The sequence below is a fragment of the Thioalkalivibrio sp. HL-Eb18 genome, from assembly GCF_000364985.1.
In the GTDB taxonomy this organism is placed as follows: Bacteria; Pseudomonadota; Gammaproteobacteria; order Ectothiorhodospirales; family Ectothiorhodospiraceae; genus Thioalkalivibrio.
The window spans coordinates 73880-97366 of the sequence record NZ_KB822962.1; the positions used below are offsets into that span (position 1 = coordinate 73880).

Annotated in this window: 21 protein-coding genes; 7 read left to right on the forward strand and 14 right to left on the reverse strand. The window is 67.0% G+C overall.

The features are described 5' to 3' along the window. Window positions 1–16 precede the first annotated feature (16 nt). The 5 genes from F813_RS0103095 to wecB all read right to left on the reverse strand — a co-directional run bounded on the left by F813_RS0103095 (window position 17) and on the right by wecB (window position 5290). Complete coding sequence (locus tag F813_RS0103095) at window positions 17–1135, reverse strand: sugar-transfer associated ATP-grasp domain-containing protein (RefSeq protein ID WP_017925519.1); 1119 nt, start codon at window positions 1133–1135, stop codon at window positions 17–19. After that, window positions 1132–2130, reverse strand: a complete 999-nt coding sequence (locus tag F813_RS0103100; protein WP_017925520.1) for a GNAT family N-acetyltransferase — start codon at window positions 2128–2130, stop codon at window positions 1132–1134. Before F813_RS0103100 ends, F813_RS0103095 begins: the two co-directional genes overlap by 4 nt. Continuing rightward, window positions 2127–3122, reverse strand: a complete 996-nt coding sequence (locus F813_RS0103105) for a polysaccharide deacetylase family protein (RefSeq protein ID WP_012983901.1) — start codon at window positions 3120–3122, stop codon at window positions 2127–2129. The genes F813_RS0103100 and F813_RS0103105 overlap by 4 nt, the downstream gene beginning before the upstream one ends. Before the next feature lie 13 nt (window positions 3123–3135). After that, window positions 3136–4083 (reverse strand): polysaccharide deacetylase family protein, encoded by a 948-nt coding sequence (locus F813_RS0103110; protein WP_026148119.1) that lies wholly within the window; start codon window positions 4081–4083, stop codon window positions 3136–3138. A gap of 64 nt (window positions 4084–4147) precedes the next feature. Then, window positions 4148–5290 carry a non-hydrolyzing UDP-N-acetylglucosamine 2-epimerase gene (gene wecB, locus F813_RS0103115; RefSeq protein ID WP_012983903.1) on the reverse strand — a complete coding sequence of 381 codons (1143 nt, stop codon included), beginning with the start codon at window positions 5288–5290 and terminating at the stop codon, window positions 4148–4150. A gap of 238 nt (window positions 5291–5528) precedes the next feature. Between wecB and tviB the strand changes: the two genes are divergently transcribed. Beyond that, entirely contained in the window at window positions 5529–6818 is a 1290-nt protein-coding gene (tviB, locus tag F813_RS0103120) for a Vi polysaccharide biosynthesis UDP-N-acetylglucosamine C-6 dehydrogenase TviB (protein WP_012983904.1), read from the forward strand. A 14-nt stretch (window positions 6819–6832) separates the two neighbouring features. On the opposite strand, the gene F813_RS0103125 is transcribed toward tviB, so the two are convergent. Further along, window positions 6833–8212: a hypothetical protein gene (locus tag F813_RS0103125; RefSeq protein ID WP_017925521.1), complete on the reverse strand. Its 1380-nt coding sequence runs from the start codon at window positions 8210–8212 to the stop codon at window positions 6833–6835. A gap of 133 nt (window positions 8213–8345) precedes the next feature. Here F813_RS0103125 and F813_RS0103130 point away from each other — a divergent pair, with 133 nt between their 5' ends. The 6 genes from F813_RS0103130 to F813_RS0103155 all read left to right on the forward strand — a co-directional run bounded on the left by F813_RS0103130 (window position 8346) and on the right by F813_RS0103155 (window position 13910). Next, a complete protein-coding gene (locus tag F813_RS0103130) occupies window positions 8346–9809 on the forward strand; it encodes a VanZ family protein (protein ID WP_017925522.1) in 1464 nt (487 codons plus the stop codon). Beyond that, entirely contained in the window at window positions 9790–10524 is a 735-nt protein-coding gene (locus F813_RS0103135; RefSeq protein ID WP_012983907.1) for a class I SAM-dependent methyltransferase, read from the forward strand. The genes F813_RS0103130 and F813_RS0103135 overlap by 20 nt, the downstream gene beginning before the upstream one ends. A gap of 352 nt (window positions 10525–10876) precedes the next feature. After that, window positions 10877–11584: a hypothetical protein gene (locus F813_RS0103140; protein WP_017925523.1), complete on the forward strand. Its 708-nt coding sequence runs from the start codon at window positions 10877–10879 to the stop codon at window positions 11582–11584. Between the two features lie 40 nt (window positions 11585–11624). Then, window positions 11625–11891, forward strand: coding sequence for an HPr-rel-A system PqqD family peptide chaperone (locus F813_RS0103145; protein ID WP_026148120.1), 267 nt, complete (start codon window positions 11625–11627; stop codon window positions 11889–11891). Then, the gene (locus F813_RS0103150; protein ID WP_017925525.1) at window positions 11891–12802 is read left to right on the forward strand and encodes an HprK-related kinase A; all 912 of its coding nucleotides are present in this window, start codon (window positions 11891–11893) and stop codon (window positions 12800–12802) included. The genes F813_RS0103145 and F813_RS0103150 overlap by 1 nt, the downstream gene beginning before the upstream one ends. Next, window positions 12792–13910, forward strand: coding sequence for a nucleotidyltransferase family protein (locus tag F813_RS0103155; RefSeq protein WP_017925526.1), 1119 nt, complete (start codon window positions 12792–12794; stop codon window positions 13908–13910). The genes F813_RS0103150 and F813_RS0103155 overlap by 11 nt, the downstream gene beginning before the upstream one ends. 12 nt (window positions 13911–13922) lie before the next feature. On the opposite strand, the gene F813_RS0103160 is transcribed toward F813_RS0103155, so the two are convergent. From F813_RS0103160 to murJ, 8 genes are all read right to left on the reverse strand, one after another. Beyond that, window positions 13923–14693, reverse strand: coding sequence for a S1C family serine protease (locus tag F813_RS0103160; RefSeq protein ID WP_017925527.1), 771 nt, complete (start codon window positions 14691–14693; stop codon window positions 13923–13925). Window positions 14694–14903: 210 nt separating this feature from the next. Further along, the gene (purU, locus tag F813_RS0103165; protein WP_017925528.1) at window positions 14904–15758 is read right to left on the reverse strand and encodes a formyltetrahydrofolate deformylase; all 855 of its coding nucleotides are present in this window, start codon (window positions 15756–15758) and stop codon (window positions 14904–14906) included. A gap of 109 nt (window positions 15759–15867) precedes the next feature. Continuing rightward, window positions 15868–16818, reverse strand: coding sequence for a 4-hydroxy-3-methylbut-2-enyl diphosphate reductase (ispH, locus tag F813_RS0103170; RefSeq protein ID WP_017925529.1), 951 nt, complete (start codon window positions 16816–16818; stop codon window positions 15868–15870). A gap of 13 nt (window positions 16819–16831) precedes the next feature. Next, window positions 16832–17266 (reverse strand): peptidylprolyl isomerase, encoded by a 435-nt coding sequence (locus F813_RS0103175; protein WP_017925530.1) that lies wholly within the window; start codon window positions 17264–17266, stop codon window positions 16832–16834. Between the two features lie 2 nt (window positions 17267–17268). Then, window positions 17269–17778, reverse strand: coding sequence for a signal peptidase II (gene lspA, locus F813_RS0103180; RefSeq protein ID WP_012983916.1), 510 nt, complete (start codon window positions 17776–17778; stop codon window positions 17269–17271). Next, window positions 17778–20624 (reverse strand): isoleucine--tRNA ligase, encoded by a 2847-nt coding sequence (ileS, locus tag F813_RS0103185; protein WP_017925531.1) that lies wholly within the window; start codon window positions 20622–20624, stop codon window positions 17778–17780. Before ileS ends, lspA begins: the two co-directional genes overlap by 1 nt. A 73-nt stretch (window positions 20625–20697) precedes the next feature. After that, window positions 20698–21660, reverse strand: coding sequence for a bifunctional riboflavin kinase/FAD synthetase (locus tag F813_RS0103190; protein WP_017925532.1), 963 nt, complete (start codon window positions 21658–21660; stop codon window positions 20698–20700). A gap of 69 nt (window positions 21661–21729) precedes the next feature. After that, complete coding sequence (gene murJ / locus F813_RS0103195) at window positions 21730–23298, reverse strand: murein biosynthesis integral membrane protein MurJ (RefSeq protein ID WP_017925533.1); 1569 nt, start codon at window positions 23296–23298, stop codon at window positions 21730–21732. Between the last annotated feature and the right edge of the window lie 189 nt (window positions 23299–23487).

The window sequence follows — 23487 nt, forward strand, 5'->3', positions numbered from 1 at the left end:
CGCAGACCTTACCCGCCTACCCTTGAAAGATCTGCTCCATCTCCCGCCGGAACCCGCGCTGGTGCGCGATCTGGAGACTGGCCAGCCCATAGGTCGTATTGCCCTCGAGAATCAGAGGGCCCTCGGGGGTAATCGCGATGTCCCAGCCAATCGTCTTGACCTCGGGCAGGCTGCGCTGGGCCTGAAGTGCAAGCGACTTGACCTCCTCCCACAGCGGCAACCGGGTACCCTCGATGCGCCTGCCGGTGTCCGGATGCTCGGATACCGGCTGGATGACCGGCCAGACGGGACTGCGCGAGGCATAGCCGACCGATAAACGACCGCTGTCCATATCCACAGCGGAGACCATATTGCCGTTGGCCGCCAACCCGAAATTATCGGTGTCCCCGTCCCCCGCAGTCAGCTTGATCTCCGCACAGAACAAGTGGGCCTGCCCGTCTCGCATGTACGTCACGATCCGCACACAACCCACGGCGGTGGGCGACATCAAACCCCTGAGCTTGTCATGGGCCTGGATGCGCGACTGAACGATAAAACGCATCTGACCCTCGTTGGCACGCTCCCGGATGAAATAGAACAGGTCGTTGGCAGTCGTAGTGCGGCCTTGATAGTGCCAGCGGTTCCCTCGCCGGCTGGCGGAAAACGCCCCATCTCCATAGGCCCCGTCATCAGGCTTGATGAACAGATCATCCGCACGATCTCCCATCAACTCCAGCCAGCGCCGCACGCTGGGGGCAACCAGGCGCCGAGTGCTTGAACGATCGCCGTCCAGCGATGCCGTACTGGGCGAGACGATCACCCGCAGCTCTGGCGTGGGCAGCCCATGGCGCTGGCAGTGATCAGAAAACAGGCTCTTGCGGTTAATGATGGTTCGGTACCGTTCCGCGCTGATCGCTCGGAAGTTATCCCCGTAGTCCTTGTTGTCGATCACATAGTCATTCCAGCGCGAGGGCTCGATCGCGGCCAGACGGTAGAGCGAGTAATAGCGCGGCCCGATACGATGCCGAAACCGGGCCTTGAGTACGCCGTGCAGCCGGGTGGTGACGCGCGGGGCGTCCGGGGTCGGTTGCGATACCGCCAGGTAGTAGCCCCTGGCGCAGGTGTAGGCCTTGCGAAGGTGGCGTTTCAGGATCATTTCTTGATCACCTCCCGATCATGGCCGACAGGGTTGCTGGCCCCGCCGCGGCGCAGGAAACGCTTCAGCGATTGCTTGAGACCGATCCGGGACAGGGCCGCGGAGACGGCGTCCGAACCCAGCGTGGTAGCGGTATGGGCAAGACCCAGGGCGAGCGGGCGCGGGCGACGCCGCAGGTAATAGACATCCGCACAGAGCTGGTGGTCCGAACCAAAAAGGGCCTTGTGCGGGCTGTCGCCCGGGGCAAAATCGAAATAGCGAAACCGGCCCTCCTGGAACAGGGATTCCAGCACCAGCCATTGCAGTACCGTGCCCGGCGACAGGGCGGCCACCTTCGGGTGGTAGCCCAGGTGGGCGTAGATCAGGGCCGAGTCGCGGGCCGGGCAATAGAGATAGGCCACCGGCTCGCCGTCCAGGAACAGGAGGTAGGCCCGCACCTGGTCGGTGGCGGCCAGCCGCGCGCTGCGCTCGGCGAACGCGTCATCATCCGGGAGGCCGGCGTTCAGCAGGCGCTCCTGATAGGTCAGTCGCGAGACCTCGCGCGCCAGGCTGCGAAAGGTCTCGAGCTCCTCCGGCGTACGATAGGTACGCCAGTCGATCGTGCCCCCGGAGGCTTCGGCGAACTTGCGTACCTTGCGCCGCATCGTCTGGCGCGACTTGGACGAGAATTTCGCCTGATAACTCTCCCAGCCCATGTCGAGATCGATGTAGTGGCGCATGTACTGGCTGGGGACGTAGCGCAGATAGCCCTCCACCCACGACAGCCGTGGCAAGGGCGCCTCGACGGGCTGCGAGCGGGCCAGGTGGCCATCGGCGAGTGCATCCCCGGCGTACGGGGCCTGGGCCGCCGGGCGCTGCAGGAAATGGCGGCTGTCGACCGACATTCGCAGCGAGACGTCGCCCAGCGTGATCTCGCCGATGCGCAGGGCGAGACGGACCTGCTCGACCGGATAGCGGGCCACCGAATGTCCGGCCATTGGGTGGTCGGCTTTCATCCCCAGAACACCCGCTGACTGGTCCAGTTCTCCAGGGCACGCAGTGCCGCCTGGGCCGCGGGGACGGTGAGCATGGGGGTCGCCTCCCGAGGCGCGGGCGTGGCCAGCACGTCGGCCATGCAGGCCGGGCTGAATCCGGGTTCCGACCGCAGGAACCGGCACAGTCGCTCGAGGCGGCGGCGGGTCAGCGGATTGATGCCGGGTGTCGGCTGATCGTCCCGATAGCGCACGAACTCGAACGGGTGGGTGAGCACGACCACATCGCTAAGCCCCTGGCGCCGGGCCTGGAACAGCAGCCTGCGCATCTCCGGCCAGGAGGTGCCGGTAATGGTGAGCGACTTCAGATGGGCCCGCGGCCCCCACCGGAAATCGGTGTAGGTGGTCACCGGGAACTCGAGTACCCCGTCGATCACATGGCAGCCACCCCGCAGCTGCAGCTCCGGCTCGGCCGGCGGATAGATCGCGAGCCCGATATTGGAGGCCCGGGGGAGCCCGGCCTGGCGCATGGCGGCGTAGACCTTCAGATCGACCTTGAGCCCGCCGGTACGCAGCACGCTGGGGGCATCCAGCCCCCAGCGGCGGAACGTCGCCCTTCCCTGTTCGATCAGGTCGGCCAGTTCGTCAACGCTGCGCCGAGTGACATTGTCGTTCGGCGGGTCGCTTTGCAGCCGCTGAACCCAGTCCGGGTGTCCGAAGTACGTCCAGCAGGGGTGCAGATGGAGCTGGATATCGTGCCCGCGGCCGGCGATCTCGTGGGCGATCTCGCCCATCGGCTCGTCGCCGAAGTAAGTCGTGTTCAGCGTCTCGACAAAGAAGGTGGAGCGAATCGCATTCCGGTCGAGGGTGTCCAGCAGATAGCCAAGACCTTCGGAACGCCCGTTGCGATGGCAGTAGACCGACGGCGGCCCGACCGGTTGGTGGGTTTGTGGCTCGCGAAAGGCCCCGGCGATGCTGAACTCGGTATCAACGGTCAAATGGACGCGGGTCGTCATCGTGTTCGCACCTTCAGTGGGCTGAAGCCAGATTGCGCGCCAGCCGCAGGCCAAAGCGCAGAGGCGTTCGGTCCCAGGGGGTAAAGCGCGGCAGCTGCAGCGGATCCGTATCGCGGCCAGCGGCACCCGCCATCGTGGATACCGCAGCCTCGAACCCACTGGCACGCACCATCTCGACATGCTCCGGCGCATAGTCCTTGCCGGGGCGCCCGTTGGGGTAGGCAAACAGCCGTACGGGACGTCCCACCAGGGCCTCGAGTTCGGCCTTGCCCTCCGCGATCTCCTGCTGTGCGGTCGCGGCATCGGTCTCGGCCAGGATCGGGTGCAGGACGGTGTGCCCGCCGATTCCCATGCCGGCATCGGCCAGCTCACGAACCTGGGCATCGGTCATCATCAGATCGCCGGGGGGCATGACGCCGAAACGCGCACCCAGCGCCTCGGCGCGACGGCTGCGTTCGGTCAGCGGCCGATACTTGAGGGCCCCGATCAGGGCGTGGATCGTGGAGCGGCGCTGCGCCACGGAGTCCAATGAACGCGTGCCCAGTCCCTCCGGGGTCAGGTCCACTGCCATGGAGGGAATCTGGCGAACCGTTTCGATCAGCATGTCGTTGAACATGCAGCCGCCATTCAGATAGCCGGTGGCGACAAAGAACGTTGCCGGCACCCCTTCCTCGCGCAGGATCGGCAACGCGACCTCCGCGTTGTCGGCATAACCGTCGTCGAAGGTGACCGCAACGGCCCGGGCGGGGAGCCGGCCTTCCTGCAGGCGCTCGATGGCCTCGTCCAGCGGCAGCGGGTTCATCTCCCGCGCCAGCAGGCGCATCTGCCAGCGAAAGGTCTCGGCCACCGGGTCTTCCGGTCGCAGCGGGTCGGGGTCCGTCAGCACGCGGTGATAGGCGAGGATCGTCAGGCGCGCGCGCCGGCCTTGCGGCGACAGCATGGACAACGGTACTCGCAGCATGCGCTCCACCCACGATCTCCTGAACCCGCTCGGGGCGTCATCGGGGGGCGCGAGAACAAACCGGTCAGGATTTTCTTGCGTGATTCAGCCAGTCAGCCACGACGGCCACGATGCGTTCTGCGGCATTGCCGTCCCAGTATTCCGGGATGCGCCCCTGTTTGCCCCCATGGTCCATGACCTCGCGGAAAGACTCCATCAGTCGTTGCGGGTCATTGCCTACTAAAATATTGGTACCTTCATCGATCGTGATCGGGCGTTCCGTGTTCTCGCGCAGGGTGATGCAGGGCACCCCGAGGGCCGTGGTTTCCTCCTGCATGCCGCCGGAGTCGGTCAGCACGACGCGGGCGTCTTTCATCAGTCCCAGCATCTCCAGGTAGCCGGCCGGTGGCAGCACGGCGATCGGCGCCTCGCGCAGGGCAGACTCCAGCCCGAACCCCTGCAGACGGGCCCGGGTGCGGGGGTGCAGCGGGAATACCAGGGGAAGTTCCCGGGCGATGGCCACCAGGCTGTCGACCAGGCGCTTCATCACCGGCGCATGGTCGACATTGGAGGGGCGATGCAAGGTCAGCACCCCATAGTCCCGGTTGTCGGAGAACGCATCGGTATCCACCTCGGCCGACCGCAACGTCTCCTGCCACGGCACGGCACGCTCCAGGTTGTAGAGCTGGGTATCGATCATCACGTTGCCGACAAAGTGCACCCGATCGGGGGCGATACCCTCGCGCACAAGGTTGTCGCGGGCATGGCGCTCGGTGATGAACAGCAGGTCGGAGATCTGGTCGGTCAGCACCCGGTTCACCTCCTCCGGCATGCTGCGATCGAAGCTGCGCAACCCCGCTTCCACATGGATCACCCCGACCCCCTTCTTGGCCGCCACCAGGGCACAGGCGATCGTGGAGTTCACATCACCCACCACGAGAATGGCTCGAGGCTGCACGCGGTCCAGCACGCCCTCGAAACGCATCATCACTTCGGCCGTTTGCACGGCATGCGAGCTGGAGCCCACCTCGAGATTGATATCCGGCCGGGGGATCTGCAGATCGGCAAAGAAGCGCTCGTTCATCGCCGGGTCGTAGTGCTGCCCCGTGTGCACAAGCTGCGCCGGTATCCGGGCTTGCTGCAGGGCCCGCATCACCGGGCCGATCTTCATGAAGTTGGGGCGCGCGCCGACGACGCACAGGATGTCGCACTGCGAATCTGTAGACATATAGTGATCCCGTCGAAACCCCGACACGCCGGTTTGGCTGGGGCATTAGCGCCCAATGTAGTTCGAATTCAGGGAAATGGGCATAGGACGAAAGGACGAAATTTGTCCAGATTTTTCATCATTGTCCCGCCATCCATGTTGTGCCTAAGCTCGCACTACGCTGCCTGCCCGGGTGTAAAGGAAACCGACCCGGAAAGACGCCCGTCACTCAACCCGCTGCACGGAAGAGCCCTCACTCATGCATGCACTCCCCTCATTGGAAGAGATTCGCCTCGGGGTTATCGGACTGGGCTATGTCGGCCTGCCCCTGGCGGTCGAGTTCGGCCGGGTCTGGCCGACCCTGGGATTCGATATCCAGCCCGGACGCATCCAGGACCTGAAAAACGGTATCGACCGCACCCGCGAGGTCGAGCCGGAGGATCTCGCTGCGGCGACGCACCTGGACTACACCACGGAGCTCGAGGCACTCCGCCCGTGCAATGTGTTCGTGGTGACCGTGCCGACGCCGATCGATGCCCACCGCCGCCCGGACCTGCGCCCCCTGCTCGGGGCCACCCATACCGTGGGGCAGGTGCTCAAGCGCGGCGACGTGGTGATCTACGAGTCGACGGTCTATCCGGGGGCGACGGAGGAAGACTGCGTCCCGATCCTGGAACGGGAATCCGGGCTGATCCACAACGAGGACTTCTTCACCGGCTACAGTCCCGAGCGGATCAATCCCGGGGACAAGGCGCACCGAGTCACCTCCATCAAGAAGGTCACCTCGGGCTCGCTGCCGGAGGTGGCGGACTTCGTCGACGCCCTGTATGCGCGCGTCATCACCGCCGGCACGCACAAGGCCGAGAGTATCCGCGTGGCCGAGGCGGCCAAGGTGATCGAGAACACCCAGCGTGACGTCAACATCGCCCTGATCAACGAGCTGGCACTGCTGTTCGAGCGCCTGGGCCTCGATACCGAGGCGGTCCTGCAGGCCGCCGGGACCAAGTGGAATTTCCTGCCGTTCCGGCCCGGGCTGGTCGGCGGGCACTGCATCGGGGTGGACCCGTACTACCTGACGCACAAGGCCCAGGCCGTCGGACACCACCCGGAGATGATCCTGGCAGGGCGCCGCGTGAACGACGCGATGGGGGCCCACATCGCGGACGCGACCATCCGTGCGCTGGTGCGCAAGGGAATCAATCCGGTGGGGACACGCATCCTGCTGATGGGCCTGACCTTCAAGGAGAACTGCCCGGACCTGCGCAATACGCGCGTGATGGACATCTACCATACGCTGCGCGGATACAACACGGAGGTCGTGGTGTTCGACCCCTGGGTCGATCCGGAGGAGGCCGAACACGAATACGGCATCACCCCGATCACCTCGGCCCCCGAGGCGGATTCGTTCGACGCCATCATCGTGGCGGTGCCCCACCAGGCGTTCCTGGACATGGGAGTGGAAGCGATCCGTGCGCTCGCGCACCCGCAGGCGGTCCTGTTCGATGTGAAATCGGTCTTCCCGCGCGAGGCCAGCGACCTGCGCCTGTGACCGCGCGCGGGCCGCTACCGGCCTGCAGGTCCGACGCCTGCGCGCCGCCCCGGATTGGCCTGGTGGCCGCCCGCGTAGGCCCCGAATCGGGGCTGACTGCGCCCGCGTTCGTTGTAGTCGCGTTCCAGACCGGGAGGTGGAGGACTTTGGAACTCGGGCAGACCCTCATACTCCAGCATCCCTTCCCGCGGGAACAGATCGAGTTCCGCCAGCGGCCCGCGCGGGCGCACCAGGTAGGCTGGAGCCCGGCCAAACGCCGCCTCGTGGTTGGGTTCGGCATGGACCGTGCGCGCGGCATCGATCGCGGGGTCGGCGAAGACCGCATTCCCGGCGATGACCTGTTCATAGCGCCGATCGCCGGGAACCAGTCGTATCCCGAACCCTCGTGCGACCACGGTGTTATGGACGATCAGGACATCCTTCGGGATGTGGTTGTGCGGCTGCACGATCAGGGCACTGCCGGCATCGTTGAAGAACAGGTTGTTGTACAGAGCCAGGCGGCCCTCGCCCTGAAAGAGGCGCTGGTGGGGGTTCTGGTAGAAGAGGTTGCCGTAGATCCAGTACCAGTCGTGCTGTCCGGGCCCCTCGGGCGGGAAGTGCCCCACCAGCAGATTGGGCCGTGCGCGATGCCCGCTGCTCGCGCGCTCCGCCTTGCTGAACACGTTGTGGCGGATGATGGTGGCATGGGGTTCGGTCGGCATCCCCGCGCGCGGGGTTCGCGGACGCTGGTGCTTGATCTGCATGCTGTAGCCCAGGGTACGACCAATGAAGTTGTGCTCGATCAGGCCCGCGACAAACGGTCCCGTCCCGTCCGGACGGCCGAGGTACATGCCGGTGCCGACATCGCGAATGTCGTTGTGGCGGATGGTCCAGTTCCAGGCGGCGGCTCGGGTGGTGATACCGCTGTTGCCCTGCGAACGGTCATAGCCGCGGATGGTCAGGTGCTCCAGCGTGATGTCGTGGGCGTACTCACTGTCGTGCTCGACTACGACCCCGGCGATATTGTGCCCACCCCCCTCCAGGGTCAGGTGCCGGATCACCAGGTGCGCGGCATTGATCAGGCGAATGGTATTACTGCCCGAACGTCCGCGGAGGATGGCCGGGTCTCCCGAATCCGGGCCGGTGATCACGATCGGCTGCTCGGCGGTCCCGCTAATGCCCCGCAACACCAGCGGGTCGGGGTATTCGCCCGGGGCGAGCTGAAGATGATCGCCCGGGCGCAGCTGGCGCACGGCGCGGCGCAATCCCTCCGGGTCGGTTTGCAGCACGCGGGTCGCGGCTGCGGGGGCCTCGGACGCCCCGCCCGGTCGTGGCGTGTCGGCACTCGCCGTCATCACGGCCAGCAGCAGCACGCCCGCCAGCACCCATGCCCGGGACACAAGCGAGTGGAACATTGACCGCCCTGCCGTCATCACCGCACTCCCCGCCCGAGGCCTGCGAAGCCAGCCCGCGCTGTGGCGATTGGAGGGGTCATACTCCGGTGTATGCCCCCTTGTCAGGTTAGACCATGTGCGAGCGCGGCCACCCATGACACGCAGACGCGAACCACTGGCCCTGTGGACCTGTGTCATCGGGGCGTGGCTGTCCCTGGGGTTTGCCCTCTACCTGACGCTGCTGCCGTTCGAGTTCGGCGAGATGGGTCTGGAGGAGGCGTGGTCACTCTACCGCGACATGAGTCTGCAGGGACCCGGCACCAGCGGGCGCGCCCAGTTCATGGCCAATGTCATGATGTTCATGCCACTGGGCTTTTTCTGGATGGCCTGGCTCACCCATGGCCGCGATCGCCTTGTATGGCACCTGGGTGCCCTCGCCCTGGTCGCCCTTCTGGGGCTGGCGACCACGGCAACGGCGGAGTTCCTGCAGATCTGGCTGCCCTATCGCTATCCGGCCGGGGCGGACATCGCGGGCAATTTTCTCGGTGCGGTGGCCGGGGCCCTGATGTGGTGGGGACTGCGCCGACCGCTGCTGCACTGGCGAGGCCAGCTCGCAGGCCCAAACCGTGTCATCGTGCCTGCCGTCCTGATCGCCTATGCGCTCCTGTACGTCGCGATCGGTCTGGCGCCGTTCGACCTGGTCCTGTCCAGCGCCGAGTGGAGCCAGCGTCTCGGCCCCAGTGCCTGGGGCCTGTGGGTCGCCACCGGGGCCTGTACGTCCGGTCTTCGCTGTATCTCCGAGCTGGGACTGACGCTGGTGGCCAGCGTGCCCGTCGGGATCCTGCTCGCGTACGGAGGACTCCGGCGGCGCCCGCCCGCGAACGGGGCCGTGCTGGTGATCCTGGCCGCGCTCCTGGCCATCCTGCTGGAGGCGCTGAATCTTGCCACGCTCTCAGGGATCGCAGAGGGCCGTTCGGCCGTGCTGCGGGGCGCCGGGTTTGTCACAGGGATACTTCTGCACGCATACCTCTCGCCGCTGCAGGTGATGCAGGCCCTGCAGCGTGCCGCGATCCCGCTCCTGGTCGTTGCCGCGCCACTGTACGGGGCGGCACTGCTGGTCCTGAACCATGACCTGGGCCCCTACCACTGGAACCCGGCGGCCATCTCGGCGCAATGGGCCCAGCTCAATCTCTGGCCGTTCTATTACCACTACTTCGTCGGCGAAACCGTGGCCCTGCGCAGTGCGGCGCTGCATGTGGCCATGTATCTGCCGCTGGGCGCACTGATATGGCTGGCGCAGATCCGGCGCCCGCTGCATCCGCGCCAGTTGCAGTGGCTGGCCGCCCTCGGCGGGCTGCTCGTGGCGCTACTGATGGAAGGCGGCAAGCTGCTGGTCGTGGGGCTGCGGCCCGACCCGGCCAGCCTGATCCTGGCCACCGCGGCCGCCTGGGGCATGGCGACCGCGCTGCACTTCCTGACGCGCCTGGCCACCGAAGCCAGTACCACGAGCTGCACCCGGACCCGGCCGCCCGGTTCGGCGCCAGTCACGGCCGGGCGGTCTACAGTCATCAACGAGCCAGCCAGGCGGGAACACGAACGTGACGAACTCCAGTTTTGAGCAGCGCTGGCGCCAGCGCTTTACCCAGCGCGGCAGCCAGTGCGACGACGACGCGGCCATCGCGGGCTGGACGCCCACCGGGTTGGCCAGCCGGGTACGCCAGTTCCAGTCACTCTGGCAACAAGCCCGTCCCGAAGGGGCGCGATGGCTCGATATCGGCTGCGGGGCCGGCACCTATACCCGTCTGCTTCAGGCCGAAGGGCGCAGCCCGATCGGGCTGGACTACTCCGCCCCGTCGCTGCACAAGGCGCGACAGCGCAGCCCCGCGTCGATCGACTGGCTGGCGGCGGATGTCCACCGCCTGCCGTTCGCCGATGGCGAGTTCGATGGCGTGCTCTGTTTCGGGGTGATGCAGGCGCTGGCCGACTCGCGCCCGGCCCTCGCGGAGATGCAGCGCGTGCTGCGCCCCGGCGGCGAGATCTGGGTGGATGCGCTGAACGCCAGGACCTGGCCCACCGTGTTGCAGGAACGCCGACGGGTCCGGGCCGGAAAGGCACCCCATCTGCGCTACGAGGCGCCCGACTCGCTGCAGGCGGCCGCGAGGGCGGCCGGCCTGCGGTCGCTGGCGTGTTACTGGCTGCCCCTGGTCCCGGGCCGACTGCATGGGCTCCAGGGCCCGGCCGAAAGCCGCTGGGCGAGGGCCCTTTGGCAGGCATCGCCGTGGATCGCGGAGCGGTTGTGTCACTCGTTCATCCTGCGTGCACGCAAAGACTGAATGTAAAAGGGGGTGACACTTCTGCGTGTCCGCGGGTGCGCCGGTATTGGCGAACGACGACAACTGTCAGCGCCTTTTACAAATCACTTCTCAGAAAAGCCCACGGCAGGCCCTTGGTATGAGAAAAAGCCTTCCAAACAGCCGATTACATCGTTGTTGATTTGGGGTATAGATATTGCTCTGTGTTTTGGTTGTCGCAGCGAATGCGGGTGGCAACACAAATATCGCGACGGAATGCGAAGACCCGGGTAACCCGGACTAGTATCAAACCAGGAATCTGGATTGTCCGCGTCTCCCTGGACGCGATACCGCTCCAACCAAGGCCCGGTCCCGAAAATTCTGGAGGGACACGATGGAACAAAACGACAACCAGGACTCAAGCCGGCGCCAGGAGGGGCTGGATGCACACGGCCACAATCGGCGGCGTCTGAGCCGGGCGATGCTCGGGGCCACCCCTCTGCTGATGACCCTGCATGCCTCGCCATTGAAGGCGGCCGGTGCGAACTGCATGCCCTCGGGCTGGGCGTCCGGCAATGTGTCGCGCCACGACGGGCCCCAGGACTGCGGCGGCCACTCCCCCGACTACTGGAGTGGCGGCTATGACCCGTCGCACGCCAGTCTTTCGCGCAATGTCAGTGCCCAGGGCCGTGGTGGTGGCCAGCTGTTCAACAGCGCCTCCTTCCACAGCCATCCGGAATGGCGGCTGGCGGTGGAGTCCGGCGTGCTGTTCGACTCGAACTACGGCTTCCCGGGCGTGAGCCGGGGCTTCCAGGAAGAGGAAGGGGATCTCACCATGATCGGGGCCGTCTCTGCCTCGGTGTTCGTGCTGGATGTGCAGGGGGCAGCCGAACGCGAAGTGATCCGCTACGGCACCGCCGCACTGCTGAATGCCAGGTACACCAACGGGTACCCGCTCTCCGAACGCCTGGTGCGGGACATCGTCACCGACACCCTGGAGCATGGCCACTACGAGACCGATGGCGGCGACCGCCTGTACCCCGAACAGGTGTATCGGTTCCTGGAGAACACGATGGGCCTCCCGAGCTGGGGGTCCGCCTGAGCCATTCATTCCGTAATGGCCAGACCCCAGGGGGAACGATATGTCGCGCCGCAGGTGGCAACGGACTGACGGGCTGCAACAGCGCACCCTGGGTCAGGAGTGCGTGGTGTTTCACCCCGGGGCCGGCACCACCCACCTGCTGACACCCGCGGCCGCCGCGCTGATGGACGGCCTGGCCGAGGGCGTGGCAATGGACGAGGCCGCACTGGCCCGACACCTGGGCCTGTCGGAGAAGGACGCGGAGGCCGAACTGGGGCGCTGGCTGTCCAGCCTGCAAACGGCCGATCTGATCCGGGAACACCCCTGATGCGGATCGCGGACCTGGGACAGGCCCGGCTCCAGCGCAGCCTGACGGGCCGCGGCCTGTATCTGCGCACAGGCCCCTTCACCAGCCGCATCCAAAGCCCCATCGCCAGCGTGGCCCGGGGCATCGAGTCGCTGTACCGGGACTTCGAGGTGGCCGACCACTCGAGTTTCTGCGACTTCCACTGCGAGCTGCGCGCACCGCGTTCCCACCGCCGCTTCTATCGGCCCCAGGTCCTGTTTCTCGCCGACCGTCGCAGCGTCTTCAAGCCCCTGGCCTACGACCAGGCCTATCCGATGCTCGAATGGGGACTGAACTGGTGCATCGCCAACCAGGTGCCGCATCGACTGGTACTGCACGCCGCCGCCCTGGAACGCGACGGGAAGGCCCTGATCCTGCCGGCCCCGCCAGGCTCCGGGAAAAGCACCCTTTGCGCAGCCCTGGCCCATCACGGATGGCGCCTGCTGACGGACGAGTCCGTACTGGTAGACCTGGCCTCCAGCGAGGTTTCCGGACCCGCGCGGCCGGTCAGCCTGAAAAACGACTCAATCCGCGTGATCCGCGACACCTGCCCCTCGGCAGTCCTCAGCACGCCCATCGCGGACACGCTGAAGGGCGCCGTAGCGCACATGCGCCCGCCGACGGATGCCGTGCGCCGCAGTCACGAGACCGCACGGCCCGGGTGGATCGTGTTCCCGCGCTACCAGCCAGGAGCCCCCACCCGGCTGAAACCGCGCACGCCGGGTTCCGGGTTCATGCAGCTGATCGCCAATGCCTTCAATTACGCCGCCCTCGGTGCACGGGGTTTTCACAGCGCCGGACGACTGGTCGAACAGTCCGCATGCTTCGACTTTTCCTACAGCCGTCTGGACGAGGCCATAGAGCAGTTCAACGGGCTGGCCGATGGACGCTGACACCGCACTGCGCCTGGCCCTGGCACGGCCGGAGAGCATGGCCGAGCGCACGGCGGCCGAATGGGCCCCGCTGCTGGCGGCCGCGCGCGAGAGCGCACTGCCGGGTACGCTCTGGCACCTCGCGGACGACGCGGGCCTGGCGGACGGCCTGCCGGAACCGGTGGCCAGCCAACTCTGGGGCGCCGCCCTGATCGCCGAGCATCGCTCGCAGGCCCTGGTCTGGGAACTGCACCGCCTGGAAAACGGGCTGCTCTCGCGGATGAGTCCGGGTGTCGCGCTGAAAGGGGCGGCCTACCTGGCCGCCGGGCTGCCGAATGCGCGTGGGCGGCTGGCCAACGACATCGACCTGCTCTTTCCCCGCAACGAGGTGGAACGCGCCGAGAAGCTCCTGTTCTTCGAAGGCTGGTCGGGCACGCACCACAATATCTACGACCAGCGCTACTACCGCGAGTGGATGCACGAACTGCCGCCACTGGTGCACCAGAACCGCGGCACCACGCTGGACCTGCACCACAACATCCTTCCGGAGACCTTTCGCGGCCATCCCGATCCCGCCCGCCTGCGGCAGCAAAGCCAGGCGCTCCCGGAACCCTTCCGCTTCCGGATCCTGTGCCCGGCGCACCTGGTACTCCACGCAATCGTGCACCTGTTTTCGGAGACGGAATGGGACCGCGGCCTGCGCGACCTCTACGACATCCATGTGCTGCTCGGCCACTTCGGTGCCCGTGACGGCGATGCCTTCTGGGAGCACTTTGTCGCCGAGGCTGAGTCCCTGAACATCGCCTGGATGGCGGAGCGCGCGTTGTGGACCGCGAACCGGCTACTGCTGACCGAGGTCCCGCCCGAACCCGTCAAACGGCTGGCCCGGGCACGCGCGGGCATTGCCCTGCGGGGCCCCGGCCGCTGGGCGTTCGTGCACGGGCTGCATACGCGTGCCGGCTCGATCACCCCCCGCCGCGATGCGCTCGCACGGGGCATGCTGTTTCTGCGCGGGCACTGGCTCAAGATGCCGGCCGGCCTGCTGGCGCGACACCTGTTCCACAAGGCCTTCCTCGCCGAGAAACCGGAGACGGCCACAGCCCAGCCGCAGCCGGAACAGCACGGTTAGGGAGACGCTGATTTAATCGCCTGCTCGCGAGCGGTACTGTTCCAGCAGGGGACGAATCCGGTCCGAGGGGATTGCGTAGGTGATCCCGCTCGGGTTGCGCACGGCCGCTTCCCGCCCGCCCTGGACGTAGACCTGGTTGATTACCCCGATCACCTCGCCGGTGTCCTTGCGGTACAGGGGGCTGCCGCTGTTGCCCGGATAGGCCGTGGCATCCAGCTGGAAGACCATCGGCGGGGCATTGCGCAGGGCGCGTATGCGGCTGTCATCCAGCTCCGCGGCACGGCGCGCCGGGATCGCCATCGGGGTCATCGCCGAGATGCCCGCGCGATGCGTGGCCGGGTACAGCCCCAGGATCATGCCGATGGGGTAACCGGTGAACGCGACCTCCTCTCCGACCCGTACGCGGCTGGAGTTGCCGAGCTGCAGCGCGGGAAGGGAGGGTGCGGCGATGCGCAGCAGGACGAGGTCATCGCTCGCGGAGCGGGCCACGACCTCGGCATGATGGATCGTGTTGTCCCGACCCTGGCCACTGACCACCACCAGTCGTTCCCGGTTGTCCTGGTCCAGATTCCCGGGCAGGACATGATCGTTGGTGACCACGAGACGGCCATCGTCGATCACAAAGCCGGTCCCAAGGTACTGGGCGCGCGGGCTGCGGGTCGGCTGATAGGTCGCAATACTCACCACCGAGGCCTTTACCCGCTCGGCCGTATCGGGCAGCGGATCGGCGAGCGCCTGGCCCGGCGCAACCACCAGGACGAGCAGCGCAAGCGGTATCGCCATCCAGAACGGGACCCGCGGGCGCCGGTAACAAACGGGCCGCCGAAGGTCCCCAAGACGGTCTCCCCAGCCCCACATGCCGCGCCCTCCAGCCCCGTTGCTGACCCCTAGAGAATAGCGCGCAGCGCGCGGCCCGACGCCACTTTCCGGGCATGCAATAACTCAGCCCGGAGGCGCCAAGAAGAAGGGCCAGACTCAGCCCCGGCAAGGCGATCAGTCGAAGACGATGGTTTTGTTGCCGTGGGTGAGGACGCGGCCCTCGAGGTGGTAGCGCAGGCCGCGGGCGAGGACCCAGCGTTCGACGTCGCGGCCCTTGCGGATCAGGTCCTGCACGCCGTCGTCATGGCGGATGCGGGTGACGTCCTGCTCGATGATGGGGCCGGCGTCCAGCTCGTCGGTCACGTAGTGGCAGGTCGCGCCGATCAGCTTGACCCCGCGGGCAAAGGCCTGGTGATAGGGGCGGGCACCGACGAACGAGGGCAGGAAGCTGTGGTGGATGTTGAGGATGCGCTCGGGATACTCCGCGCACAGGCCCGGCGGGAGGATCTGCATGTAGCGGGCGAGCACGATGGTCTCCGGTTCCAGGTGGGCCAGGCGCTCCTGGAGCGTGGCGAAGGCGGACTCGCGACCGTCCTTCGGCACCGGGATGTGCTCGAACGGAATCCCGTGGCAGGCGGCCAGCGGCTCCAGGTCTCGATGATTGGAGAGGATCGCGGGAATCTCCATCGCCAGTTCGCCCGCACTCCAGCGAGCCAGCAGGTCGCTGAGGCAATGCGGCTCTCGCGAGGCCAGGAGCACGACGCGTGGACGGGTATCGGCATTGTTCAGCCACCAGTCCATGCGCAGCTCGGGTGCCAGGGAGGCCAGCCGCTGTTCGAGCAGGGGCTCGCCATCGGCCGGCAGCGAGAACACCCAGCGCATGAAGAACCAGCCCGCCTCTTCGTCGGTGTGCTGGGCGGCCTCGGTGATCCAGCCCTCGGTATCGGCAATGGCCGCCGCGATACGCGAGACGATTCCGTGCTGGTCAGGACAGCGAATGCTGAGGCGAAAGCGGGGGCGTTCGATCATCTGTGTCTCGGGATCACGAAGTGGGGCGGCGTGCAGCGCCGAGCATAGCCGATCCGGCACTGGGACCCCATGCGGAAATCGCCACGGCGCGCCGCGCGGACGGCCCGGGTCAGGCGGATTCGCGGCGCAGGGTGGAGGGGATGGAGAAGGTGATGGTCTCCTCGCGCCCGGAGAGCTCGGAGACCGCCTCGACGCCCTGCGCGCGCAGGAAGTCCAGCACCTCGTTGACCAGGACCTCGGGGGCAGAGGCGCCGGCGGTCACGCCGATACGCTGCTTGCCATCAAGCCAGTCGCTGTCGATGTCCGACGCACCGTCGACCAGATGGGACTCGATGCCGAGGCGGGCACCGATCTCGGCCAGGCGATTGGAATTGGAGCTGTTCTTCGAGCCGACGACCAGCAGCAGATCGCACTGTTTCGCCAGGTCCTTCACGGCGTCCTGGCGATTCTGGGTCGCGTAGCAGATGTCCATCTTGCGCGGTCCCTCGATCTTCGGGAAGCGCGCGGTCAGGGCGTCGATGATCTCGGCGGTGTCGTCCATCGACAGCGTGGTCTGGCTGACAAAGGCCAGGCGGTCGGGGTTGGCGACCTCGAGCCCGGCGACATCCTTGACGGTCTCGACCAGCATCATGCGCCCGCCCTGGGTGTCATCGAACTGGCCCAGCGTCCCCTCGACCTCGGGGTGGCCGGCGTGGCCGATCAGCACCACCTCGCGGCCCTCGCGGGCATAGCGCGCGACCTCGAGGTGGACCTTGGTCACCAGCGGACAGGTCGCATCGAACACGGTCAGGCCGCGGTTCTCCGCCTCCTGCTGGACGCGTTTGGGCACGCCATGGGCGGAGAAGATCACCACCTGGCCATCGGGGACTTCGTCCAGCTCCTCGACGAACTTTACGCCGGCCGCCTCCAGGCGTCCGACCACGTGGCGGTTGTGCACGACCTCGTGGCGGACATAGAGCGGGGCGCCGTAGATCTCCAGCGCGCGTTCGACGATCTCGATGGCGCGCTCGACCCCGGCGCAGAAACCGCGCGGATTGGCGAGCTGGACCTGCATACTCATGATGGGCTCCGTGCTACTGCGGTTCGTGCACCGCGATCACATCCACCTCGAAGGTGAACGACTGCCCGGCCAGGGGGTGGTTGAAGTCCACGGTGACGGACTCGTCGCCAACCTCTTCAATGCGGCCCGGGACCGCATCACCCGACGGGCTGGTGAATTCGTAAATGTAGTCTTTCTGCAGCGGCATGTCCGCCGGAAACTGTGAACGGGGCATCGTCTGCACCGCCGCATTGTCCCGCAACGGGAACATGGCCCCGGCCTCGATCGCAAATTCCCGGTGATCCCCGGGTTCCAGCCCCACCAGCAGGTCCTCCAGCCCGGGCAGGATCTCGCCCGCCCCGACCTCGAGGCGGATGGTCTCCTCGTCGGTGCCATCCACGACAAAGCCGTTGTCCAGGATCAGGCGGTAGTGCATCTCCACCGTCGCGCCCTTGGTTACCGTTGTCATGCTTACTCCCGCGAATCCGTCGGCGAGCCGCTGTGGTCGCCTTCAATAAAAGTTGCCACGATCAGGGTGATCGCGCCGACGACGATGGCCATATCGGCCACATTGAACGCCGGCCAGTGATAGCCGGCCCAGTGGAAATCGAGAAAATCGATCACCCGGCCATGGGCGATGCGGTCGATCAGGTTACCGATCGCCCCACCCAGCACCAGTCCCAGGGCGGCGACCGACCAGCGCGCCTGGCGCGGCAGCCGCGCCAGCCACCACAGGATCAGCAGCCCGATCACCACGGCCACACCCGACAGGAACCAGCGCCCCCAGTCCCCGGCGCCGGCCAGGAAACTGAACGCCGCGCCCGGGTTGTAGACCAGGGAGAGATTGAAGAACGAGGTCACCTCCACTGGCGCGTACAGGGTCAGGGCATTCTCCGCCCACCGCTTGGTGACCTGATCCAGCAGCGCAACCGCGACCGCAATCAGCAGCCCCGGTCGCAGACCCGATTGCGCCAGCCCCATCAGGCGAAGCGCCGGGTCTCGCCCGGGCCCTCCACGTTCGTCACGCAGCGCCCGCACAGCTCGGGGTGGGCATCATGCTGGCCGACATCCGGCCGGCGGTGCCAGCAACGCACACACTTGGCGTGTTCGCTCTTGTGGACCACCACGCCAATCGCAGTGCCGTCCTCCAGCTCGGCCGTATGCGCCCCGTCGGGGACGGCCCCATCCACCAGCCGCGCCTCGGAGGTGATCAGCACAAAGCGCAGTTCGTCTTCCAGCCGCGCAAGGCGCCCATGGGCGGCGGAACCCGCCGGCAGGTAGACCTCGATCTCGGCATTCAGCGAGGCCCCGATGCCGTGCTCGTTGCGCGCAATCTCCAGCGCACGGGCCACATGCGTGCGCACCTCGAGGATGCCGTCCCAGTCTGCGCTGGAGAACGCGGCACCCTCCGGCAACGGGGCGAGGCCCTCGTACCAGGTGGCGAACAGCACACTGTGCGGGCGGTCCCCCGGCAGCAGCTGCCAGATCTCCTCGGCGGTGAAGGTGAGGATCGGGGCGACCCAGCGGGTCAGGGCCTCGGCCACGTGATACAGCGCGGTCTGCGCGGAGCGCCGGGCGCGCGAATCCGCCTGCGTGGTGTACTGGCGGTCCTTGATCACGTCGAGGTAAAACGATCCCAGCTCCACCGAGCAGAAGTTGTGCACTCGCTGGTAGATCTGGTGGAACAGGTAGTCGTCATAGGCCTTCGTCACCTGCTCCTGTACCTGCAGGGCCCGCGCCACAATCCAGCGATCCAGCGGCAGCAGCTCGTCCAGTTCCAGCGCATGCTCGGCCGGGTCGAAGCCGTTCAGGTTGCCCAGCAGGAAGCGCGTGGTGTTGCGGATACGGCGGTAGGCGTCGGCCGTCCGGTCGAGGATGTCCTTGGAGATCGCCATCTCCCCGGAGAAATCGGTCGCGGCGACCCACAAGCGCAGGATGTCCGCGCCCAGGGTGGAGACGACCTCCTGCGGCGCAACCACGTTGCCGCGCGACTTGGACATCTTCTCGCCCTTCTCGTCCACGGTGAAGCCGTGGGTGAGCACGGCCCGGTACGGGGCCTCGCCGCGCATCGCGACACTGGTCAGCAGGCTCGACTGGAACCAGCCGCGGTGCTGATCCGATCCTTCCAGGAACAGGTCCACCGGCAGTCCACCCAGTTCCGGACGCTTCTCCACCACGGTGCTGTGCAGCACACCGGAGTCGAACCAGACATCCAGGGTGTCGTTCAGCTTGATGTAGTCCTCGGCCTTGTCGCCCAGCAACTCCTTCGGATCGAGCTGGAACCAGGCCTCGATGCCGGCCTGCTCGATGCGCTGCGCCACCGACTCGATCAGCTCAGGTGTATGCGGGTGCAGCCGTCCGGTCTCGCGGTGGACGAAAAACGGGATCGGGACGCCCCAGTTGCGCTGGCGCGAGATGCACCAGTCCGGGCGGTTGACCACCATGCCGTGGATACGCGCCTCGCCCCAGTTCGGCATCCACCGGGTCTCGGCGATCGCCTTCAGTGCGTCCGCGCGCAGTTCGGCGCGATCCATACTGATGAACCACTGCGGGGTGGCACGAAAGATGATCGGCGTCTTGTGCCGCCAGCAGTGCGGATAGCTGTGCTCGAACTTCACCGCCACGACCAGTGCGCCGCGCTCCTTCAGCACGTCGATCACATGGCCGTTCGCCTGGTGCACGTTCTCGCCGGCAAACAGCGGCGTGTCCGGCAGGAAGCGGCCATCCGGGCCGACCGGGTTGTGCACGGGCAGGCTGTACTTCAGGCCGACCGCGTAGTCCTCCTGGCCATGCCCGGGGGCCGTATGCACCGCGCCGGTACCGGTCTCGGTGGTCACATGGTCACCCAGGATCAGCGGCACCTCGCGATCGAGGAACGGGTGCTGCAGCGTCAGGCCTTCCAGCGCCTGGCCCCTGACCCGCGCAACCACCATGCCCTCGCCCAGCGAATAGCGCTTCAGGCAGTCCTCGACCAGGGCCTCGGCCAGCAGCAGGCGCTCGTTGTCCAGCTGCACCAGGGCGTAGTCCAGCTCCGGGTGCAGGGCCACGGCCTGGTTGGCCGGCAGCGTCCAGGGCGTGGTGGTCCAGATGACCACGCTGATCGGGCCGCGCGAGTCCTTGGCCCCCTCGAAGCGACGCAGGAAGTCGATGTCGTCGATCACGCGGAAGCGCACGTCGATCGCCTGCGAGATCTTGTCCTCGTACTCCACCTCGGCCTCGGCCAGGGCCGAACCGCAGTCCACGCACCAGTGCACCGGCTTCTCGCCCATCTGCACGTGGCCGCGCTTGAAGATGCGACCCAGCGCGCGGACGGTGTCCGCCTCGACCTGGTAGTTCATCGTCAGGTAGGGATGGTCCCAGTCGCCCAGCACCCCGAGGCGCTGGAAATCCGCGCTCTGGCCGTCGACCTGCTCCTGCGCGTACTCGCGGCAGGCCTTGCGGAAGGTCGCGGCATCCACGTCGCGGCCGGCCTTGCCCAGGTTCTGCTCGACCTTCAGCTCGATCGGCAGGCCGTGGCAATCCCAGCCCGGCACGTAGGGGGCGTCGAAACCCGACAGGGTGCGGCTTTTGACGATGATGTCCTTGAGGACCTTGTTGACCGCGTGACCGACATGGATCGAACCGTTCGCGTAGGGCGGACCATCGGCCAGCACGAAGCGGGGACGCCCGGCGCAATGCTCGCGCAGGCGGTGGTAGCGATCCTCCGCCTTCCACGCCTCCAGCCACTCCGGCTCGCGCTGGGCGAGGCCGGCGCGCATCGGAAAGGCCGTCTCCGGCAGGTTCAGGGTGTCCTTGTAGGGGTTCGGCGGTGCCGGTTTGCGTGCCATGTCTTTTCCGGATCGGCCCTCGGGGCCGCGTTTCAGCTGAATTCTTTAAAGCAACACGGATGAGCGCACACACTCACCCGGGTTGCCTGATCTGTTCGCGGGCGGTTTCGACATCGCGGGCGATCTGCGCGCACAGGGCGTCCAGCCCCTCGAAGCGCTGCTCGCCGCGCACCCGCGCAATCGGCTCGAAGCACACGGCCTCGCCGTAGAGATCGGGGCTGCCTTCGAGCACATGCGCCTCCAGGCGCTGTTCGGTACCCGCCACCGTCGGCCGCCAGCCGATATTGGCAACCGCCGGCAGCGCCTCACCCGAGGCGCGGCGCAACCAGCCAGAGTAGACCCCGCGCAACGCCAGTGGCCAGGGCCCCATGCGCAGATTCGCGGTGGGGAAGCCGATGGTGCGGCCGCGCTTGTCACCGTGCGCGACCCGCCCGTGCAGCCGGTAGGGCCGCCCCAGCAGTTCGGCCATGCGCGTAAAATCGCCGGCCAGCGCCGCCGCGCGTACCCGCGTGCTGCTGATCCGGCCCTCGGCATCCGCGACCGTCGGGGTGCCCTCGACACTGAAGCCGAGGCGCTCGCCCTCGCGGCGCATCAGGGCCTGGTCCCCCTCGCGGCCACGGCCGAAGCGAAAGTCGTCCCCGACCAGCACATGCTGCGCACCGAGGCGCTGGTGCAGCACCTCCTCGATGAAGGCGGTCGCCGACAGCCCGGCCAGTTGCGCGTCGAAACGCAGGATCCAGACGGCCTCCAGGCCGGTATCACCGAGCGTGATCAGGCGGTCGCGCAGGCGCTGCAGGCGGCCGGGCGGGTCCGGGGCCTCGGGCCGGCTGCCGAAGTACTCGCGCGGCAGCGGCTCGAAGGTCATCAGGACTGACGGCGCCTGGCGATCCTGCGCCGCCTCGAGCAGGCGCCCCAGAACAGCCTGATGGCCACGATGCAGACCATCAAAGTTGCCAATGGTCACCACCGCGCCATGCACGGCCGCTGCCGTGGAAGCCCTGCTGTCGGACGGCCCCAGGCCGCGAATCAGCCGCATCGCCCCGATCCCGCGCAAAACGGCAAGTATAACCCGTCAGGGAAACAATGATTAAGCAAGGCCCCGGCATCATTCGCTGGCCTCACGCAAGAGGAAGTGCCTTGGGCGCAGCCCCGCGGCCAGGAGCGTCAGGATCAGCGCGCCGGTCCCGGCCGCGATCAGGCCTGTCAGCGCGAACAGGCGCGTGCTCACGGTCCAGTCTGTCCACTGCCCGAACGGCGGCGACAGCACGGCCAGCACCAGGACCATCACCCCGAGCGCAATCGGCAACCCGACGCGCAGGTGCTTTAGCGCGGGGCCAGGCTGATAGATCCCATCGCGGATCAGACCGCGATAGAGCAGGCCCGCGTTGATGTAGGCGGAGGCCGAGGTGGCCAGCGCCAGACCCGCATGCGCCCCCGGGGTGCCGGACAGGTACCAGGGCAGCACGAACGCGGCGTTCAGCACGATATTGGCGAGCATCGCGATGATCGCGATCTTCACCGGGGTCCTGGTGTCCTGGCGGGCGAAGAACCCCGGGGCGAGCACCTTGATCAGGATGAATCCCGGCAGACCCAGTGCATACGCGGCCAGCGCCATCGCGGCCATGTAGGTGTCCCACTGGGTAAAGGCCTGGTACTGGATCAATGTAGCGAGGATGGGGACCGCGAGCACGATCAGGCCGACCATCGACGGCAGCGCCACCAGCATCGCCAGACGCAGCGCCCAGTCGAGCGTGCGCCCGTATGCGGCCGGGTCCGCCTGGTTGTACTGCCGCGCCAGACGCGGAAGGATCACGGTGCCGATCGCGATGCCGAACAGCGCCAGCGGCAACTCCACGAAACGGTCGCCGAAGTACAGCCAGGAGATCGACCCGGCCACCAGGAACGAGGCGACCAGAGTGTCCACCAGCAGGTTGATCTGCACGACCGAGGTCCCGAGGATGGCCGGCAGCATCAGCTTGACGATGCGCCGCACCCCCTCGTGTGCACGACGGAAACGAGGCCGCGGCAGCAGCCCCGCGCGCATCAGGAAGGGGATCTGGAAGGCGAGCTGCAAGGCACCGGCGGCGAACACGCCCCAGGCCAGCGCGACAATCGGCTCCGCGAACATCGGCGCCAGCCACAGTGCCGCGACGATCAGTGCGAGGTTCAGGAAAACGGGGGTAAAGGCGGGAACCGCGAAGCGCCCGATGCTGTTCAGGATCCCCGCGGCCATCGCGGTCAGCGAGATGAACAGCAGGTACGGGAATGTGATGCGCAGCATCTGCCCCGCGAGATCCTGGCGTCCCTCTTCCTGCGTAGCGAGCCCCGGGGCGAACACCCAGATCAGCAGCGGTGCGGCCAGGATGCCGATCAGCGTGACCACCGAGACCACGGCCATCAGCGTACCCGCCGTGTGGTCCAGCAGGTCGCGCAGGGACTCGCGCCCGCGTTTCTCGCGAAACTCCGCGAACACCGGCACGAAGGCCTGGTTGAACGCGCCCTCCGCGAACAGCCGGCGCAGAAAATTGGGGATGCGGAAGGCGACGAAGAAGGCGTCGGTGGCGGCCCCGGCGCCGAAGGTAACCGCCAGCACCATGTCGCGCAGATAGCCCATGATCCGCGAGATCATGGTCATGCCACTGACAACGGCGGTGGAGCGGAACAGGCGGTTCATCGCGGGCGGCGCGGGTCCATGCACAAAGGCCCGCAGTGTACTGCAATCGAATACGCCCGGCCGTGCGCAGCGTTCAAAAGGGGCGCGCCGGCCCTGTTTGTCCGTTATTCGGCAAGCCGCAATAACGGAACCGCAGACACAAAAAAGGCCGCCCGAAGGCGGCCTTTCTCGGACGACCCTCAAGGGTCG